Consider the following 18676-nt stretch of genomic DNA (forward strand, 5'->3'; position numbering starts at 1 on the left):
TTGCGAGTAGTTGACGAGATGTGTGTACCCAGCGTTTTGGTTTTGGAGGGTCAATCGTTTCAGCGTGGCACGTTGGTGAAGGCTCTCCAGTATCTGGGCGTCAACGACATTCTGCAGGCGAGCGACAGCGAACAGGCGATGGTGCAGATCAGCCGGGTGGGGGGCGTCGACATCGTGCTGTGCGACCTGAGCCATTCGGCCATCAACGGTCTGGAGTTCTTGACCCGGGTCGGCGAAGGCGGATTGGCGCGGGCGGTGGCGCTGTGCAGCGACCTGCGGCCGGAGCTGCGCCGTGCGGTCGAGCAGATGACCTGCCTGTCGGGGATGCAGATGCTGGGCGTCCTGAGCAAGCCCACGCAACTGTACGCGTTGCAGGAAATCCTCAATCGCTACACCCGTCGGTGGCTGGCCGCCGAAGCCGAGCCGGTGCCGCCCGCCAGGCTGCCGAGCGAAGAGGACGTGCGCCGGGGTCTGGCCCAGGGTGAGTTCAAGGCCTGGTTCCAGCCCAAGTTCGATCTGAAGACCGCCGAGCTGGCCGGGGCGGAGGCCCTGGTGCGCTGGCAGCATCCCGACAAGGGGCTGCTGTTGCCCAAGGACTTCCTGGCCGCCGTGCTGGCCTACGACCTGATCGATGAAATGCTCCGCCAACTGCTGGAGCAAGGCATGGCGCTGTTGCATGCCTTGCACGACGCCGGCCTGCGCCTGGAACTGGCGTTCAATCTCCATGCCTCGCAATTGGCGCGCAACGACCTGATCGATCACATCGATCGGCTGCTGGGCGTCCATGGTTTCCCGGGGGCGACGTTATTGTTCGAAGTGGCCGAAAACGGCTTGCTGGATGTTCCGCGGACCACCCGGGAAAACCTGATCCGCCTGCGCATGATGGGCTGCGGCCTGTCGATCGATGATTTCGGCATGGGCTTTTCGTCGTTGACGCTGCTCTGCCAACTGCCGTTCAACCAGCTCAAGCTCGACGGCCAGCTTGTGCGCTCCATCGACGATCCGCGCACCCATGCGATGGTCAGCAGCACCGTGGCCTTGGCGCGTGCGCTGAACATGAGCCTGGTGATCGAAGGCGTCGGCAGCCGCGCCATCCGCGACGGCCTGGTGGCGATGGGGTGTTCGTTCGGCCAGGGTTTCCACCTGGCGCGCCCTATGGAGGCCGGGCGGCTGCTGCGGTGGCTGCAAGCGCCGGAGTCACCCGCCTGAGCGTGGCAGCCCCGCTTCATGAATTGTCCGATTCAACTGCCTGATGACTGAATCAAGCAGGCAGCATTAGCCAGTGATTTGTTCCATACTTTTGTGATGCATGGCCCATTCGTCACTGGTATTTCCTGTGCGTACCGCAGTGAGGTTCAAATGCATAAAGCGTTGGTTGTAGACGATCATCCGTTCATCCGGGCGACAGTGAAGGTGCTGCTTGAACGCGAGCAGTTCGAAGTCGTCGCCGAGGCCGACAACGGCGCCGATGCCGTGCAGATGGCGCGCAGGCACCAGCCGGAGCTGATCCTGCTGGACATCGCCATGCCCAGCCTCGACGGCCTGGAAGTCATCAACCGGATCAGTGCGCTGAAACTGTCGAGCAAGATCCTGGTGCTGACCTCTCAGTCGGCGGCGTTCTACGCCATGCGCTGCATGAAGGCGGGCGCGGCGGGCTACATCTCGAAAACCGATGAACTGAGCGAACTGAGCAAGGCCATCAAGGCATTGATGGCCGGCTATACCTTTTTTCCCAACCTTGCCGGAAACTCCGTACGCCGCAGCGACATCGACTCCACTGAGCTTGAGATGATCCGCGGCCTGTCGGACCGGGAGCTGGTCATTCTGCAGCAGCTCGCCCGGGGCCTGAGCAACAAGGAGATCGGTGACGCCATGCTGTTGAGCAACAAGACGGTCAGCACCTACAAGACCCGCCTCATCGAAAAGCTCAATGTGAAGTCTGTGGTGTACCTGGCCGACTTCGCCAAGCGCAACAACCTCATCTAGATGAAGACTCTTCTGCGTTGCTGCGCACTGGCTGTCTGTCTGCTCGGCCAGTGGGGGAGCGTTTCGCCGGCGCAGGCGGCGGTGCAGGCCCTGAACCTGTTCGGCCGCTCGACCGGCGAACTGCCGGCGGTCGTGCTGGAGGAGGCGGACTGGCGCTGGCTGCGCAACAAGGGCTCGCTGCGCCTGGGGGCTGCGCTGCCGGACAATGCGCCCTTCGGCATGATCACCGGGGGCCAGGACTACGAGGGCATCACGGCCGACTATGCCGCGCTGCTGGCCGGCATGCTGCACATCAGGATCGATGTGTTTCGTTACGATTCCCGGAACGAAGCGATGCAGGCGCTCAGGGACGGCGAGGTGGACCTGGTGGGCGCCGTCAACAGTTTCGACGGCACCGACCCTGAGCTTGCGCTCACCACGGCCTACGTGCAGGCCCCGTCGGTGCTGGTGACGCGCAGCGGCGCCAGCAAGGCGCTGGCGCCGGACCTGGCCGGCGAACGGCTCGCCATCGTCGATCACCTCCAGCCGACGGATGCGGTCGTCGCGAACTACCCCAAATCGGTGCTTCAGTTCCATACGTCGGCCCAGAACGCCATCGGCGCCGTGGCGTTCAATCAGGCGGACGCTTACCTGGGCGATGCCGTCAGCACCCATTATCTGGTGGGCAAGTACTTCCTCAACGATGTCTACCTGACGACGTTGTCGGGTGTGCTCAGCACGCATTTCTCCTTCGCCCTGAACCAGCGCAACAGTCAGCTGCTGCACATTCTCAACGCCGCGCTGGAGGTGATCCCGATCAGCGACCGGATGGCGATCCTGCGTCGGTGGGGGGCGGGGGACCTCAATGTCGCGGGCCTGGATCCGCTCCCGTTCACCGCCGCCGAACAGCGCTGGATGCAAAACCATCCGCGCCTGACCGTGGCCGTCAACGACGGCCTTCCGCCGGTCTCCTTCTTTGACGGGCAGGGCGAGTTCCGGGGCATCGGCGCCGAGGTGCTGGCCAAGGTCAGCCAGCGCACAGGGCTGAAGTTCGATGTGGTGCGCAGCAGTTCGATGGAAAAACTGATCGAGCAGATTCGGGCCGGCAAGGCGGATCTGATCGCGGCCTTCACCCCCAGCACGGCCCGAGAAGGCGAGCTGCGCTTCACCCGGCCGTACCTGACCAGCCCGTTCGTGCTGATCACTCGGGACCTGCCGGACAGGGCGCAATCGCTGCAAGGCATGGTCGGCAAACGGCTGGCGATGCGCCGCGGCAATGCGCTGCAAGACTACCTCCGCGAGTCCTTTCCGGGCATCCAGCTCATCGAGACCACGACGTCGGCCGAGGCCTTGGCGCTGGTGGACAAGGGCGACGCGGACGGTGCGCTCAATTCGCTGATCAACGGACGCTACATGATCCTGCGCCAGTACCGCGACCGCCTGCGGGTGGCCGCAGTCGTCGGCCCGCTGTCGGCGCCGACCGGGTTCGCCACCGACCGCGGGGCTTTGGAGCTGTACTCGATCCTGGACAAGGCCCTGCAAAGCATTCCCCCGGAAGAGCTGGACGAACTGATGAGCCGCTGGCGCCACGACGTGGTGATCGATAACGACAGCTGGCTGCACCACCGTTCGGCGGTCATTCAGGGGTTTGTCATCTTTGCGCTGTTGCTGATGCTGGCGGCGGTCTGGATCATTCATCTGCGCAAACTGGTGTCCACCCGGGAAAAGGCCGAGCGGGCGCTCAACGACCAGATGGAATTCATGCGCGCCTTGATCGACGGCACGCCCCACGCGATCTACGTGCGCGACCGCGAGGGCCGGCTGATCAGCTGCAACTCGGCCTACCTCGACGCCTTGGGCTTGCCGCGCGAAGCCGTGATGGGCAAGCGGCTGACCGACAGCTCGGTGGTCGGGCATTCCGACGCCCAGACCTTCCAGGCCGAATACATCAAGGTCATGGAGAGCGGCACGCGTTGGATCCAGGACCGCACCTACATCCACAGCGACGGCGTGGTGCACACGGTGTATCACTGGATGCTGCCGTACCACACCAGCGAAGGCGTGGTGATGGGCATCATCGCCGGCTGGATCGACATCAGCGACCGTCAGCGCCTGATGGACCAGCTGCAGAGCGCCAAGAAAAGCGCGGATGACGCCAACCGGGCGAAAACCACCTTCCTGGCGACCATGAGCCACGAGATCCGCACGCCGATGAATGCCGTGATCGGCATGCTCGAACTGGCGATGAAGAAGGCTGACCAAGGCGTCATGGACCGCTTCGCCATCGAGGTCGCCTCGGGGGCGGCGAGGGGCTTGCTGGACCTGATCGGCGACATCCTCGACATCGCGCGGATCGAGTCCGGCCGGCTGTCCCTGACCCCGCAACGGGCCAGCCTGCGCGAGCTGGTCGAGTCGGTGGTGCGCATGTTCGAAGGCGTGGCCCGGCAGAAGGGCTTGAGGCTGCTGCTGGACTTCGACCTCAAGGCCAGTCGCGACGTGCTGATCGACCCCCTGCGCTTCAAGCAGATCCTGTCCAACCTGCTGAGCAACGCCATCAAGTTCACCGACGAAGGCGAAGTGCGCCTGAGCGTTCAGGCGGTGCTGGGCGCGTGCGGCGAACGCCTGAGGATCCACGTTCAGGTGAAGGACTCCGGCATCGGCATTTCGCCCGAAGACCAGGCGCTGCTTTTCAACCCGTTCGGCCAGGCCCGCAACAATCATCAGTCGGCGCGGGGCGGTTCGGGCCTGGGCCTGGTCATCAGCCGCACCCTGTGCGAAATGATGGACGGGGAGCTGCACCTGACCAGTGCCCCCGGCAAGGGCACGCAGATCGACATCTGCCTCGATCTTTTGATCCTGCAACCGGTGCCGGCCACCGAGCTGCCGGCGGCCGAGCTCACGGACCAGGCAAGCGTGCTGAACATCCTGGTGATCGACGACTACCCGGCCAACCGCTTGCTGCTTTCCCAGCAGCTGTCCTACCTGGGCCACAGCGTCAGCGACGCCGAGGACGGCGCCCATGGCCTGCGCGCCTGGCGCAACGGCCGTTTCGATGTGGTGATCACCGACTGCAACATGCCGGTGATGAACGGCTATGAATTGACGCGGGCCATCCGCGACGAAGAGCGATCCACGGGGGCCGGGCCCTGCTTGATCCTCGGACTGACCGCCAATGCCCAGCCGGAGGAAAAAGACCGCTGCCTGGCGGAGGGGATGGACGACTGCCTCTTCAAACCGATCAGCCTGGGTGACCTGAGCACCCGGCTGGCGTCGGTGCAGTCTGCGGCGCAGTCACCCGCGCAGGGTGCCGTGAGCCCTGCGGCGGAAGGCGACATCAACCTGAACAGCCTGCAGCAGTTGACCCGGGGCGATCAGGGCGCCGTCAGGAAACTGTTGGGGGATCTGGCCAGCAGCAACGAAGAGGACATGTTGCGGCTCATCAAGCTGTTCGGCGAACACGACCTGTCGGGGCTTTCCGACCTAGCCCACCGGGTCAAGGGCGGGGCGCGGATCATCAAGGCGGGCGGCCTGATTCAGTGCTGCGAGCAACTGGAGGCCATCTGCATGGGGGCCGATGCGGCCGCCCTGACCGAGGCGGTGGATGCGTTGCAGCAGGCGATGGAGCGCCTGGCGCACACGCTGGAGCACCGGATCGGCGATCCGGGCACGGTGGAGTCTTGAGTCCTCTTTCGTGAGCAGTTTGGATGCCCTATCGGTTTTCGGAAATTTCCTACATTCAAAAGGACGTTTCCTAGAGATACCGGTGGATCAACGCCGGACAATGGGCTCATTCCTTCCAGAGTGAGCCTGCTTCCATGCCCATGCTCCCACTTCGCGTCTTGGTTATCGGCGACAACGCTTCCCGCACGTTGAGGGTGGCCAACAGGCTGCGCCAGGGCGGATGCCGGGAGGTTCTGGTGGTCGCGGATGACCGTCAGGCGTTCGCCGACCTCGAACAGTTCGGCCCGGTGGACGTGACTCTGTGCGTGCTGAGCCAGGGACGGCCGAATGTTCCGGGCCTGTTGCAGACCCTGGGACGTTCCGGGCAGGGAGGGGCGATCATCATCAGCGATGGCCTGGCGGCCGAGGCGGGCAGTGTGGCGGGGCAACTGATTTCGCTGCTGGGCATGGCGCTGCAGGAGGATGCCGGCAAGCTGTCGCAACCGCAGGCCTTGCAGCTGCTGCTGGCCAGGCACCTGAGCGACCTCGACAACGAAGCGGAGGCGCTGCCGGTCGTGCCGGCCTCCGAGGAAGAGGTTCGCCAGGCGCTCGCCGACCATCAGTTGCACACCTACTTTCAGCCCAAGTTCAATTTGCAGACCGGTGACGTGTGCAGCATCGAAGCGCTGGCCCGCTGGCACCATCCTTTCAAGGGGGTCTTGCCGCCGTCCGTGTTCATGCCGGTCATCGAGCGTTGCGGGCTGCTGGACGAATTGCTGTTCCTGCAACTGGAACAGGGGCTGAGGCTGCAGCGCCAGGCCCTCGATCAGGGAGTCGCCCTGAATGTCGCGTTCAACCTGCACGCCGGGCAACTGGTCAACCCGGTGCTGACCGGCCGGATTCAGGCCCTGTTGGCGGCGCACGGCCTGCCCGGTTCCGGGCTGACCTTCGAACTGACCGAAACAGGCCTGCTCGAAGCCCCGGCGATCAGCCTGGAAAGCCTGGTGCGCCTGCGGATGATGGGCTGCAGTCTGTCCATCGACGACTTCGGCGCGGGGTTCTCTTCGCTGCAGCGGCTGTGTCAGTTGCCGTTCAACGAAATCAAACTGGACGGCGAGTTCGTGCGCGGGCTCAGGCATGAGCCGCGTCGCCGGGCCGTGATCAGCAGCACCCTGGCCCTGGGAGAGGCGTTGGGCATGTCAGTGGTGGTCGAAGGGATCGAAACCGAAGAACAGCGCAGCGTGCTGCTGGAATTGGGGTGTACCCAAGGGCAGGGTTATTTATGTGCGCGGCCGATGTCGGCCGCCAGTCTGTTGAACTGGCTGGATCTTCAGCGGGGCATTGAAGCCAGTGGTTGAACTGTATGCGTAAGTTCATTCGCAAGTGCATAACGCCAAAGACATTTATTCATGTTCTTTGGCGTTTTTTTATGGGCGTTTAAATGAGTTTGTTGATGTTTGTTACTTGGGAAATTTCCTACAAACAGCAGGAAATTTCCTAACTGAATCCGCGGGGCGAGTCGAGACAATACATTCACTTGATTCCATTGTGATGCCTGTTCGCTATGTCAAACGAAGTTTGAATTCCCGTCGGCCAATGACGAGATTCGATGTTTGTCGGCAAAGCTCCGTATCCGCAATCGAGTTGAAGGCGGAAGTCATCACGCCATGGATGACGCGGGTTTCGGAGGCTGGCTTGAGGCCAGTTCAGTGATGAACAGAATATTTTCGGTGGTCTGGAATACCTCGTTGCGCTGCTGGGTAGTGGCGTCGGAACTGGCTGACAAGAAGACACGAAGCGGTCCGGCACCTCAGCGAGCGACAATGGCCGCTGTGGTGGTCGCATTGTCGTCGGGCACCCTCAGCCCTGGCGTAATGGCCGCCGCCAACCTGGGTGGCGGTTCCAGCGCAGCCGACAACTCCATTGCGATCAGCGGGGGATCGATCACCACCGCCAGTAACATCAGTATCGCGATAGGCGATGCCGCCAAGGCAACGGGAAGCAACTCCATCGCGCTTGGACGACAAATCAACGTCACGGGCAACAACGCCACCGGTATCGGTTGGGGCGTTGGCGTGTCTGCCACGGACGCGACGGCCTTGGGTGTGAATGCATCGATAACATCGGCGGGCACAGCCGGCCTGGCGCTGGGTTCCGCTGCCTCGGTGACTTCCGCCAACGGCGTGGCGTTGGGCTCCAACTCGTCCGCCACGGGCTCGACACTGACGAATGCGGCTTACGGTGTCGGCGGCACGGCGACGGGCGGTGAGGTGAACATCAACAACGGATCCAACGGCCGCCGCATCACCGGCCTGGCCGCCGGCTCCAGCGGAACGGATGCCGTCAACGTCAACCAACTGAACAAGGTCGGCCAGGATACGGCGACGGCCCTGGGCGGCGGCGCCGCACTCAACGCGACCACCGGTGTATGGACGGCGCCGAGCTACTCGACCAACAGCATCAGCGCCACGGGCGCCAATACCGGCCCATTGGTCAGCACCAACGTCGGCGCAGCGTTGACCAACCTCAACACCAGCGTGACCAACACCGCCGCCGTGGCGGTGAAGTACGACGATGTCGCGACCAAGACCCAGGTGACCTTCAACCCGGCGGGTGCGGCGGTCAAGTTGACCAACATCGCTATCGGTGCACTGAACGCCACCAGCACCGATGCGGTGAACGGTTCGCAGTTGTTTGCCAACAGCCAGAACACAGCGTCGGCCCTGGGCGGTGGTGCGGCGGTCAACGCGGCAACTGGTGCCTGGACGGCGCCAAGCTATTCCACCAACAGCATCAGTGCCACGGGTGCCAACACCGGCCCATTGGTCAGCACCAACGTCGGCGCAGCCCTGACCAACCTCAACACCAGCGTGACCAACACCGCCGCCGTGGCCGTGAAGTACGACGATCCCGTGACCAAGACTCAGGTGACCTTCAACCCGGCGGGCACCTCTGTGAGGTTGACCAACGTCGCGGCCGGCGCCTTGAACGGCACCAGCACCGACGCCGTGAACGGCTCGCAGTTGTTCGCCAACAGCCAGAACACGGCGTCTGCCTTGGGCGGCGGGGCGGCGGTCAACGCGACCACCGGCGCGTGGACGGCGCCGAGCTATTCGACCAACAGCGTCAGCGTGACGGGCGCCAACACCGGCCCGCTGGTCAGCAGTGACGTCGGCGCGGCCCTTAGCAACCTCAACACCAGCGTGACCAACACGGCCGCTGTGGCCGTGAAGTACGACGATGCCGCGACCAAGACCCAGGTGACCTTCAACCCGGCCGGTACGGCGGTGAAGCTGACCAATGTCGCGGCCGGCGCCCTGAACGCCACCAGCACCGACGCGGTCAACGGTTCGCAACTGTTCGCGACCAACCAAACCGTCGACAACATGGTCAACAACGGCGCAGGCATCAAATACTTCCACGGCAACTCGACCCTGGCCGACAGCAGCGCGACCGGCCAGGACAGCGTCGCCATCGGCCCGCTCGCGAGCGCGACGATCGCCAACGGTGTGGCCCTGGGTTCCAACTCGTCCGCCACAGGCGTCACGCTGGCTAATGCCGCTTACGGCGTCGGTGGCACGGCAACCGGCGGGGAAGTGAACATCGCCAACGGCGCCGACGGCCGTCGCCTCACCGGCCTCGCCGCCGGCTCCAGCGCAACCGATGCCGTCAACGTCAGCCAACTGAACAAGGCAGGGCAGGACACCGCGACCGCGCTGGGCGGCGGTGCAACGCTGGATGCAAGCACCGGTGCGTGGACGGCACCGAGCTACTCCACCAACAGCATCAGCGCCACGGGAGCCAACACCGGCCCGTTGCTCAGCACCAACGTCGGCGCAGCGTTGACCAACCTCAACACCAGCGTGACCAACACGGCCGCCGTAGCGGTTAAGTACGACGATGCCGCGACCAAGACCCAGGTGACCTTCAACCCGGCCGGCACGGCGGTGAAGCTGACCAACGTCGCGGCCGGCGTGTTGAACGCCACCAGCACCGATGCGGTGAACGGTTCGCAGTTGTTTGCCAACAGTCAGAACACGGCGTCGGCCTTGGGCGGCGGCGCAGCGGTCAACGCGACCACCGGCGCGTGGACGGCGCCGAGTTACTCGACCAACAGCATCGGCGTGACGGGCGCCAACACCGGCCCGCTGGTCAGCAGCGACGTCGGCGCGGCCCTTAGCAACCTCAACACCAGCGTGACCAACACGGCCGCTGTGGCCGTGAAGTACGACGATGCCGCGACCAAGACCCAGGTGACCTTCAACCCGGCCGGTACGGCGGTGAAGCTGACCAATGTCGCGGCCGGCGCCCTGAACGCCACCAGCACAGACGCCGTGAACGGCTCGCAGCTGTTCGCGACCAACCAAACCGTCGACAGCCTCGTCAACAACGGCGCGGGCATCAAGTATTTCCACAGCAACTCGACCCTCGCCGACAGCAGCGCGACCGGCCAGGACAGCGTCGCCATCGGGCCGTTGGCGAGCGCGACCCTTGCCAACGGTGTGGCGCTGGGCTCCAACTCGTCCGCCACGGGCGCGACGTTGGGCAACGCAGCTTATGGCGTCGGCGGGACGGCGACGGCGGGTGGCGAAGTGAACATCGCCAATGGCGCCGACGGCCGTCGCATCACCGGCCTCGCCGCCGGCTCCAGCGCAACCGATGCCGTCAACGTCAGCCAACTGAACAAGGCCGGGCAGGACACCGCGACCGCGTTGGGCGGCGGCGCAGCGTTGGATGCAAATACCGGAACCTGGACGGCACCAAGCTATTCCACCAACAGCATCAGCGCCACAGGCGCCAACACCGGCCCATTGGTCAGCAACAACGTCGGCGCGGCCCTGAACAACCTCAACACCAGCGTGACCAACACGGCCGCCGTGGCTGTGAAGTACGACGATGCTGCGACCAAGACCCAAGTGACCTTCAACCCGGCCGGCACAGCGGTGAAATTGACCAACGTCGCAGCCGGTGCCCTGAACGCCACCAGCACAGACGCCGTTAACGGCTCGCAACTGTTCGCGACCAACCAGACTGTCGACAGCCTCGTCAACAACGGCGCCGGCATCAAATACTTCCACGGCAACTCGACCCTGGCCGACAGCAGCGCGACCGGCCAGGACAGCGTCGCCATCGGCCCGCTCGCGAGCGCGACGATTGCCAACGGTGTGGCGTTGGGTTCCAACTCGTCCGCCACCGGCGCCACGCTGGGTAACGCCGCTTACGGCGTCGGTGGCACGGCAACCGGCGGGGAAGTGAACATCGCCAACGGCGCCGACGGCCGTCGCATCACCGGCCTCGCCGCCGGCTCCAGCGCCACCGATGCCGTCAACGTCAGCCAACTGAACAAGGCCGGGCAGGACACCGCGACCGCACTGGGCGGCGGCGCAGCGTTGGATGCGAACACCGGTGCATGGACGGCACCGAGCTACTCCACCAACAGCATCAGCGCCACAGGCACCAACACCGGCCCGCTGGTCAGCACCAACGTCGGCGCAGCGCTGACCAACCTCAACACCAGCGTAACCAACACCGCTGCCGTGGCCGTGAAGTACGACGATGCAGCGACCAAGACCCAAGTGACCTTCAACCCGGCCGGCACGGCGGTGAAATTGACCAACGTCGCAGCCGGCGCCCTGAACGCCACCAGCACCGATGCGGTGAACGGCTCGCAGCTGTTCGCAACCAACCAAACCGTCGACAACCTGGTCAACAACGGCGCCGGCATCAAATACTTCCACAGCAACTCGACCCTGGCCGACGCGCAAGCCAACGGCCAGGACAGCGTGGCGATGGGCCCGGGCGCCATCTCCGGCGGCATCAACAGCATTGCGTTAGGCAATGGCGCCACCGCCAGCTTCGCCAACAGCATCGCCTTGGGCGCAGGCTCGTCGGCGACAGGTTCCACGCTGGGCAACGCCGCCTATGGCGTCGGCGGGACGGCGACGGCGGGCGGCGAAGTGAACATCGCCAACGGTGCCGATGGCCGTCGCCTCACCGGCCTTGCCGCCGGCTCCAGCGCCACCGATGCCGTCAACGTCAGCCAACTGAACAAGGCCGGGCAGGACACCGCGACCGCGCTGGGGGGCGGCGCAGCGTTGGATGCGAACACCGGTGCATGGACGGCACCGAGCTACTCCACCAACAGCATCAGCACCACGGGCGCCAACACCGGCCCGCTGGTCAGCAACAACGTCGGCGCAGCGCTGACCAACCTCAACAACAGCCTGACCAACACCGCCGCCGTGGCCGTGAAGTACGACGATGCAGCGACCAAGACCCAAGTGACCTTCAACCCGGCCGGCACGGCGGTGAAATTGACCAACGTCGCAGCCGGCGCCCTGAACGCCACCAGCACCGACGCGGTGAACGGCTCGCAACTGTTCGCGACCAACCAGACCGTCGACAACCTGGTGAACAACGGCGCCGGCATCAAGTACTTCCACAGCAACTCGACCCTGGCCGACGCGCAAGCCAACGGTCAGGACAGCATCGCGATCGGGCCGCAATCCATCGCCGCCGGCGTCAATTCATTCGCGGCCGGTTCCGGCGCCAGCGCGAGCGCGGACGGTGCTCTCGCGCTGGGCCGTCTGAGCCAGGCGCAGGTGGCGGGCGGTATCGCGCTGGGCGAAGGTTCGGTCGCCGACCGGGTCTTGGCACCGACCACCGGCTCGATTGCCGCCGGCGCCGGGACGATCATCTACGACACCTCGGATGCCACCTTGCTGGGCTCGGTGTCGGTGGGCAAGGCCGGCAGCTACCGGCAGATCACCAACGTGGCGGACGCCACCGAAGACCACGACGCCGTGACCCTGCGCCAGCTGACCGGCGCGATGGGCTCGCTGAGTTCGACCGGTACGCTGTACTTCCACGCCAATTCGACCAACCCCACGGACTCGCTCGCCAGCGGCGCGGAATCGGTCGCCGTCGGTCCCGGCACCGTGGTCAACGGTGACAACGGCATCGGGCTCGGCAACCAGGCCAATGTCAGTCAGGCCGCCGCCGGCGGCATCGCCATCGGCCGCAACACGCAGGTGCTGCTGGCGTCCGGCATTGCGGTGGGCAGCGCGGCTCAGGCGGCGGCGGAGCAGGCGGTGGCGCTGGGCGCCGGCGCCAATGCCAGCCATGCCATGAGCGTGGCGTTGGGTTCGAGCTCGCTCACCACGGTCGGTGCCGAGACGGGCTACAGCGCCTATCGGCTGGCCGGCCCGCAGACATCGGTCGGCGAGGTCGGCATCGGCACGGCCCTGGGCAGCCGCAAGATCACCGGGCTGGCGGCCGGCACGCAGGACAACGACGCGGTCAACGTGGCCCAACTCAAAGCGGTCGGCGACCAGGTCGACCAGAACACCACGGACATCACGAACCTGGGCGGACGAGTCGGCGGGCTTGAAACCCTGATCGGCGCGGGAGGCGGCATCAAGTACCTGCACGTCAACTCGACCCGGGCAGACTCCAGCGCCACGGGCACCGACGCCATGGCGTTGGGCGCCCAGGCCCAGGCGTCGGGCACCGGCTCGGTGGCGGCGGGCAGCGGCGCCACGGCGACCGCCGCCGGCAGCGTTGCCCTCGGCAGCGGCGCCAGCGATGGCGGACGCGGTGCCGAAACCTACAGCGGTCAGTATTCCGGGGCGAACAACGTGACGTCGGGCACCGTATCGGTGGGCAATGCCGCGACCGGCGAGACCCGCACGGTCAGCAACGTCGCCGACGGCAAGAACGCCAACGATGCGGTCAACGTGCGCCAACTCGACGGCGCGGTGGCGGAAGCCAAGCAATACACCGACGACTCCATCGCCAACCTGGGGGCCAACGCCGGTCAGCAGGACGGCCGCATCACCTCGGTGGAGGGGGATGTCGCCAACATCAAGAACGGCACCGACGGCATGTTCCAGGTGAGCAACGGCAGTGCGGCAGCCAAACCCAAAGCCACCGGCGCCGATTCTCTCGCCGGGGGCGCGGGGGCGGTGGCGTCCGGCAAGAACAGCGCGGCGGTCGGCACGCGGTCCCAAGCCAGCGGGGAGAACTCGGTGGCACTGGGCAACGGCGCCAAAGCGTCGGCCAGAAATGCCACGGCGCTGGGCGCCAACTCGGTGGCGGACCGCGACAACAGCGTTTCGCTCGGCAGCAGCGGCAACGAGCGCCAGCTCACCAACCTCGCGGCGGGCACCCGCGGCACGGATGCGGTGAACCTCGACCAGCTCAACAGCAGCGTGGCGGACATCACCGCCAATGCCAATGCCTACACCGACTCGCGCTACATGGAACTGAAGAACGACCTCAAGCAGCAGGACGAAATCCTCAGCGCGGGCATCGCCGGTGCGATGGCGATGGCCAGCCTGCCGCAGTCGTATTCGCCGGGTTCCAGCATGACGGTGGCCGCTGCGGGCACTTATCGCGGCCAGTCGTCGCTGGCCTTCGGCGTATCGCATATGTCCGCCAACGGCCGCTGGGTGACGAAGCTGCAGGGCAGCACCGACACCCAGCGCAAGGTCGGGGTGGCGGTGGGCATCGGTTATCAGTGGTGACCCGCAGATGGGTCTTGTGCAGGTCATGATCAAACTCTTGAGGCAACAACCATGAACATGAAATCCGTTTTCGTCGCCATTCTGATCCTGCTCGTGGCCCTGGCCGGCTACGACAAGTTCCTCAGCGGCAAGCCGGCCGACGCGCCGCGCATCTGGTTGCGCACGCCGGCGCTGCCGGTGATCCAGGAGGCGGTCTTCCAGCTGTCGCCCAGGTTCGACGAGCCGCGCCAAACCCTGATGATGGAGCAGCTTTGCGGGCTGGCGCGCGGCGAGGCGAAACAGGAACAGGTCAACGCGTTCCTCACGCAGCAGGGGATCGACGCGCAGACGTTGCCCCGGCAGGGCAGCCCGCTCTCGTTGCTGATCAACGGCGACCGGGCCGGACAGGCCTCGGCTTGCGCGGCGTACCTGGCGACGACGGTGCTGTCGACCGTCAACGTGGCCGAGTTCATGCGCCCCGTCACCGTGCCGGCCGCCAACGGCCAGCCTGAGAAGTCGTCGCTGCAGATAGACAACGCGCTGCTGACCTCGACGCTGGCGGTGAAACTGGCAGTGGCGCGGGCCAATGCCGATGTCTTCGCCTTGATCGCCGTGGAGCTGCAGCGCAGCCCTGGCCTGACGATCCCGCAGTACCGCGAACAGGCCGGGCAGCTGTTTGTCCGCCTGGCCCCGACGTACCTGCAACGCATCAAGGAACAGCTGCCGCCGGCGAACACCCAGTACAAACTGCTGCAGATGGACGACAACCGCTTTGTGTTCAGCAGCTCGGTGGGCAGTGTCTTCGAGTTCGGCCGCAACGGCCTGATCCTGAGTCAGGGCGGCATCGTCTGGTACGGCAAGGGGCGGTTGATGGGGCAGGAATATCCGTTGCAGGTGGAGTGCTTTTCGGCCGCCGTCAAAGGGCTGCTGGCATCGCCCGCGGCACCGCTGACCACCTCGATCCAGTGAGGGAAACATGACCCAGATCAACGATCCAAAGGCAGGTTTTGCGGAGGTGGCGGGTGGCTGAGACAGTCGACAGATTCGTGCTGCGGTTGCCCGAAGGCCTGCGCCAGACGCTGAAACGCATCGCGAAGCAGAACCAGCGGAGCCTGAACGCCGAAATCGTCTCCCGCATGGAACGCTCCCTGGCGGGGCCGCGCGGCCACGATTCCGATGACGAAAAGAGACAGGCTTTGCTTCGTGCATTCTTTGATCACACGGACGAGGTCAATTAGGGAGCAGGGCAGGGACGGGCCCGCTCAAAGCGAGGCCTGATCCAGAAACCTGCTGATCTCGCGCGAGTAGGCGCCGGGGTGCGAGAACCTGAACATGTGGCCGCTGCGCGGCAGGATGACTTCCTGCGAGCCCTGTATGCCCTTGAGCAGGATCCCGGCGGCTTCCTCGCCGATCAGCTTGTCTTCCTCGGGTGTCAGGATCAGCGTGGGCACGTCGATGTTCTTCAGCAGGTCCGTGTAGTTCACCTGTTCGATGGAGCGTATGCGGTTGACGTAAGCCTTGTGGGGGGTCTCCTTGAGGAAGAACGCGCGGCTCTTTCGGGCCGACCAGGGAATCTCCCCCTCCTTGTCGAACGACGACGCCAGTTGGGCGGCGTGTATCCGCAGGGTCGTCTGCCGGTAAAAGGGCCCGGGGAAGAACGGCGCCAACGCCGCCAGCGCCTTGAGCAGGGGCGAGGTGATCGGGCTCTTGGCGAACCCGCCCGACAGCACCAGGCCCTTGAGCCCTTTCGGGCGGCGCGTCGCCACCGCAATCGAGGAGACCGCGCCGTAGGAATCGCCCACCAGCACGTAGCTCTTGAGATCCTTCACCTGGTCGACGATGAAGTCGGCCAGTGTCTCCAGTTCGCGCACGTCGTCCGGCAACCGAAGGGTGCGCATGGGGCGATCCTGCAAGCCGCTCAACTGGTCCAGTTGCCACGGAGCTCCGGCGAAACAAGGGATCATGACCAGGGTAGGCGCGGTGTTCATGGGGCACTCCAGGCGGTTGAATGAACGGCAACCGGACTCTAGGAGAACCGAGGCCTGCGATCCAATGGCATCGGCGCAGCAACTCGATGCACGGGATGCATCACGCCGGCGAGGCTCAACCGGCGGTCAGCAGCTCGGTCAGCCACTCGATGGCCGGCTCGTTGGCGCGCCCTTGCGCCCGAATGACGAACACCTCCCAAGCGGGCAGCGTCGCAGGCAACTCGAACAGGCTCAGTTGCGCCGCCTCCTGCATCTGCAAGGCGACCTGCTCGGCCACCACGGCAATCGACTGCGAAGCACCGACCAAGAAGGGCACCGCCAAAAAGTTCGGGCAGGTGACGCTCACCTGGCGGGTGTGGCCCAGAAGCTCCAACGCCTCGTCGACCGCGCCCCGCGCATCGCCCCGTGGCGAGACCAGGATGTGCGGCAGGCGGACAAAGTCCTCCAGTTCCATCCGCAGCGTCTTGCCGCGCTTGACCAGCGCAGGGTGCCCCTGGCGCGCGATGCCGACGAAGCGCTCCTGACGGACCCGCCGGCAATCGAAGCGCTGCGGACGCTGGGCAAAGGAGCCCGAGCCCAGCACGATGTCGGCCTCGCCGGCGTCCAGCAGGCGCAGGGCGGATTCGGCGTCCGCCGGCCGAAGCTTCAGCACGAGGTGCGGCGCCGCAGCCTGAATCCTCTCCAGGGCCGGGGCGATGACGGTCACGACCGCGTGATCGGTCGCCGCTACGGACAGGGTCGCCTGCAAACGGCCGGGATCGAACGGCCCCCGTGGGCTGGCCACCAGCCTGATCGATTCAAGCACCGCCAGCACCCTCGGCATCAGCTCGATGGTCAGCGGCGTCGGCGCCATGCCGCGGGGGTTGCGGATGAACAGCTGATCGTCAAACGCGCCGCGCAACCTCGACAAGGCGTGGCTGGTGGCGGACTGGGACAGGTTCAACCGTTCGGCTGCGCGGCCCACATGCCTTTCGGCCCACAGCGCCTCCAGCACGACCAGCAGGTTGAGATCGAAACGCGTCAGGTCCAAGGGCTTCATGCGGGGCGTCAACCTCTTCGTTATGGGTTACACGGACGGGGCAGCGACGGGCGCGTGCCGGGCCATCAGCTCGACGGCCCAGTCGATGAACACGCGCAGTTTGGTGCTCACGTGCCGGTTCGGCGGGAACGCTAGGTACAGCGGCATGGGGTCGAGTGTCCAGTCGGTGAACAGCTGGACCAGTTCGCCGCGTGCGTGATGCGCCTGGGACATGTAGTGCGGCAACCACAGCACGCCCATGCCGGCCAGCCCGGCCGCCAGATAGGCATTACCGTCGTCGACCGCCAGCGCGTAGTGGCCGTGCACCTCGACGGACTCGTCGCCACGGCGCAGCGCGTAGGGCACGACCTTGCCCTTGCGGGCCCAGATGAACCCCACGATGCGGTGGCGAGCGTCTTCCAGCTCAAGCGGATGCCCCGGCACGCCGACGCGCTCCAGATAGCCCGGTGCCGCGAACACCCCCAACTGCAGGTCGCCGACCCGCCGGGCAATCAGCGATTGATCGGTGAGTTCGCCGCCGCGTATCACGCAGTCCACGTTTTCATCGATCAGGTCGACGATCCGGTCGCTGACGCCCAAGTCGATCTGGATATCGGGGTACTGCGCGTGGAACTGCGGAAGCGCAGGCACCAGGATCATGCGGGCCAGGGGACTGGGGACGTCGATCCGCAGCCGGCCCCTGGGCGATGCGGAGGCGGTGGACAGGCTGGTTTCGGCGTCGTCCAGGTCGGCCAGCAACCGCACCGCGCGCTCGTAGTAGGCGGCGCCGTCGGCGGTCACGTTGAGCTTGCGCGTGGTGCGGTTGATCAGCCGGACGCGCAGCCGCGCCTCCAACTGCTGAACCAACTGCGTCACGCTGGTCCTGCTCATGTGCAGCGTTTCCGCAGCCTTGGTGAAGCTGCCGGTGTCCACCACGCGCACGAACGCTTGCATCGCATCAAAACGGTCCATGGGGGCTCCGGTGGATTGTTTGGAATCTGAAAACAGTGATGGTCAAGATTGCCCGTTTATCCGCCGAAGGCGCCACCGTAACGTTGCCCCATCGTTGAAAACAGGGTCGCTCAGGCCCTTGATGGAGAAAGTCGATGGCAACACGCAATGTAGTTTTCCCCGCCGGCCGCCAGGCGCTGTACGAGCGCAACCGCTACTCGCCGGCGATCCGCAGCAATGGCTTGCTGTTCGTCTCAGGGCAGGTGGGTAGCCGCGAGGACGGCACGCCGGAACCTGACCTGCAAGCCCAGATCCACCGCGCGTTCGCCAACCTGAATGCGATTCTAGCAGCGGCAGGTTGCACCTTCGACGATGTGATCGACGTGACCGTCTTCATCGTCGACCCCGAACACAAGTTCGAAGCCATCTGGGAAGTCGTGCCCGAGTACTGGGGCCAGGCACCCCATCCGACGCTGACGGCGGTGGGGGTGACGTGGCTTTATGGGTTTGATTTCGAAATCAAGGTGATCGCGAAGTTGCCGGAGGCTTCGACGTAGGCGTGAGGAAGGCGCTACAGTTCGCTCTTTCAT

At 65.3% G+C, this 18676-nt stretch carries 11 protein-coding genes; 8 read left to right on the forward strand and 3 right to left on the reverse strand.

What is annotated here, in order from left to right:
- Nucleotides 1–75 precede the first annotated feature (75 nt).
- The 7 genes from CAG31_RS14705 to CAG31_RS14775 all read left to right on the forward strand — a co-directional run bounded on the left by CAG31_RS14705 (nucleotide 76) and on the right by CAG31_RS14775 (nucleotide 15367).
- Nucleotides 76–1209 carry an EAL domain-containing protein gene (locus CAG31_RS14705; RefSeq protein WP_256575594.1) on the forward strand — a complete coding sequence of 378 codons (1134 nt, stop codon included), beginning with the start codon at nucleotides 76–78 and terminating at the stop codon, nucleotides 1207–1209.
- Between the two features lie 150 nt (nucleotides 1210–1359).
- Nucleotides 1360–1986, forward strand: a complete 627-nt coding sequence (locus tag CAG31_RS14710; RefSeq protein ID WP_085582310.1) for a response regulator transcription factor — start codon at nucleotides 1360–1362, stop codon at nucleotides 1984–1986.
- Complete coding sequence (locus CAG31_RS14715) at nucleotides 1987–5646, forward strand: transporter substrate-binding domain-containing protein (protein WP_085582312.1); 3660 nt, start codon at nucleotides 1987–1989, stop codon at nucleotides 5644–5646.
- 134 nt (nucleotides 5647–5780) lie between these two features.
- Nucleotides 5781–6983, forward strand: a complete 1203-nt coding sequence (locus CAG31_RS14720; RefSeq protein ID WP_085582314.1) for an EAL domain-containing protein — start codon at nucleotides 5781–5783, stop codon at nucleotides 6981–6983.
- Nucleotides 6984–7337: 354 nt separating this feature from the next.
- A complete protein-coding gene (locus tag CAG31_RS28855) occupies nucleotides 7338–14150 on the forward strand; it encodes a YadA-like family protein (RefSeq protein WP_176244810.1) in 6813 nt (2270 codons plus the stop codon).
- Nucleotides 14151–14201: 51 nt separating this feature from the next.
- Nucleotides 14202–15098 (forward strand): hypothetical protein, encoded by an 897-nt coding sequence (locus CAG31_RS14770; protein ID WP_085582316.1) that lies wholly within the window; start codon nucleotides 14202–14204, stop codon nucleotides 15096–15098.
- Between the two features lie 53 nt (nucleotides 15099–15151).
- Complete coding sequence (locus CAG31_RS14775; RefSeq protein ID WP_170930033.1) at nucleotides 15152–15367, forward strand: Arc family DNA-binding protein; 216 nt, start codon at nucleotides 15152–15154, stop codon at nucleotides 15365–15367.
- 24 nt (nucleotides 15368–15391) lie between these two features.
- On the opposite strand, the gene CAG31_RS14780 is transcribed toward CAG31_RS14775, so the two are convergent.
- The 3 genes from CAG31_RS14780 to CAG31_RS14790 form a co-directional block, all read right to left on the reverse strand.
- Entirely contained in the window at nucleotides 15392–16117 is a 726-nt protein-coding gene (locus CAG31_RS14780) for an alpha/beta fold hydrolase (protein WP_085582320.1), read from the reverse strand.
- A 115-nt stretch (nucleotides 16118–16232) separates the two neighbouring features.
- The gene (locus CAG31_RS14785; protein WP_085582322.1) at nucleotides 16233–17156 is read right to left on the reverse strand and encodes a LysR family transcriptional regulator; all 924 of its coding nucleotides are present in this window, start codon (nucleotides 17154–17156) and stop codon (nucleotides 16233–16235) included.
- Nucleotides 17157–17183: 27 nt separating this feature from the next.
- Nucleotides 17184–18107, reverse strand: coding sequence for a LysR family transcriptional regulator (locus CAG31_RS14790; protein WP_085582324.1), 924 nt, complete (start codon nucleotides 18105–18107; stop codon nucleotides 17184–17186).
- A gap of 134 nt (nucleotides 18108–18241) precedes the next feature.
- Between CAG31_RS14790 and CAG31_RS14795 the strand changes: the two genes are divergently transcribed.
- Nucleotides 18242–18643 (forward strand): RidA family protein, encoded by a 402-nt coding sequence (locus tag CAG31_RS14795; RefSeq protein WP_085582326.1) that lies wholly within the window; start codon nucleotides 18242–18244, stop codon nucleotides 18641–18643.
- Nucleotides 18644–18676: the final 33 nt, after the last annotated feature.

The sequence above is a fragment of the Pseudomonas sp. R25(2017) genome, from assembly GCF_002112565.1.
Classification (GTDB): domain Bacteria; phylum Pseudomonadota; class Gammaproteobacteria; order Pseudomonadales; family Pseudomonadaceae; genus Aquipseudomonas; species Aquipseudomonas ekonensis.

Coding starts and splice junctions, on each gene's coding strand:
- CAG31_RS14710 (WP_085582310.1), top strand. CDS start 1,360: ATGCATAAAGCGTTGGTTGTAGACGATCATCCGTTCATCCGGGCGACA.
- CAG31_RS14715 (WP_085582312.1), top strand. CDS start 1,987: ATGAAGACTCTTCTGCGTTGCTGCGCACTGGCTGTCTGTCTGCTCGGC.
- CAG31_RS14720 (WP_085582314.1), top strand. CDS start 5,781: ATGCCCATGCTCCCACTTCGCGTCTTGGTTATCGGCGACAACGCTTCC.
- CAG31_RS28855 (WP_176244810.1), top strand. CDS start 7,338: ATGAACAGAATATTTTCGGTGGTCTGGAATACCTCGTTGCGCTGCTGG.
- CAG31_RS14770 (WP_085582316.1), top strand. CDS start 14,202: ATGAACATGAAATCCGTTTTCGTCGCCATTCTGATCCTGCTCGTGGCC.
- CAG31_RS14780 (WP_085582320.1), bottom strand. CDS start 16,117: ATGAACACCGCGCCTACCCTGGTCATGATCCCTTGTTTCGCCGGAGCT.
- CAG31_RS14785 (WP_085582322.1), bottom strand. CDS start 17,156: ATGAAGCCCTTGGACCTGACGCGTTTCGATCTCAACCTGCTGGTCGTG.
- CAG31_RS14790 (WP_085582324.1), bottom strand. CDS start 18,107: ATGGACCGTTTTGATGCGATGCAAGCGTTCGTGCGCGTGGTGGACACC.
- CAG31_RS14795 (WP_085582326.1), top strand. CDS start 18,242: ATGGCAACACGCAATGTAGTTTTCCCCGCCGGCCGCCAGGCGCTGTAC.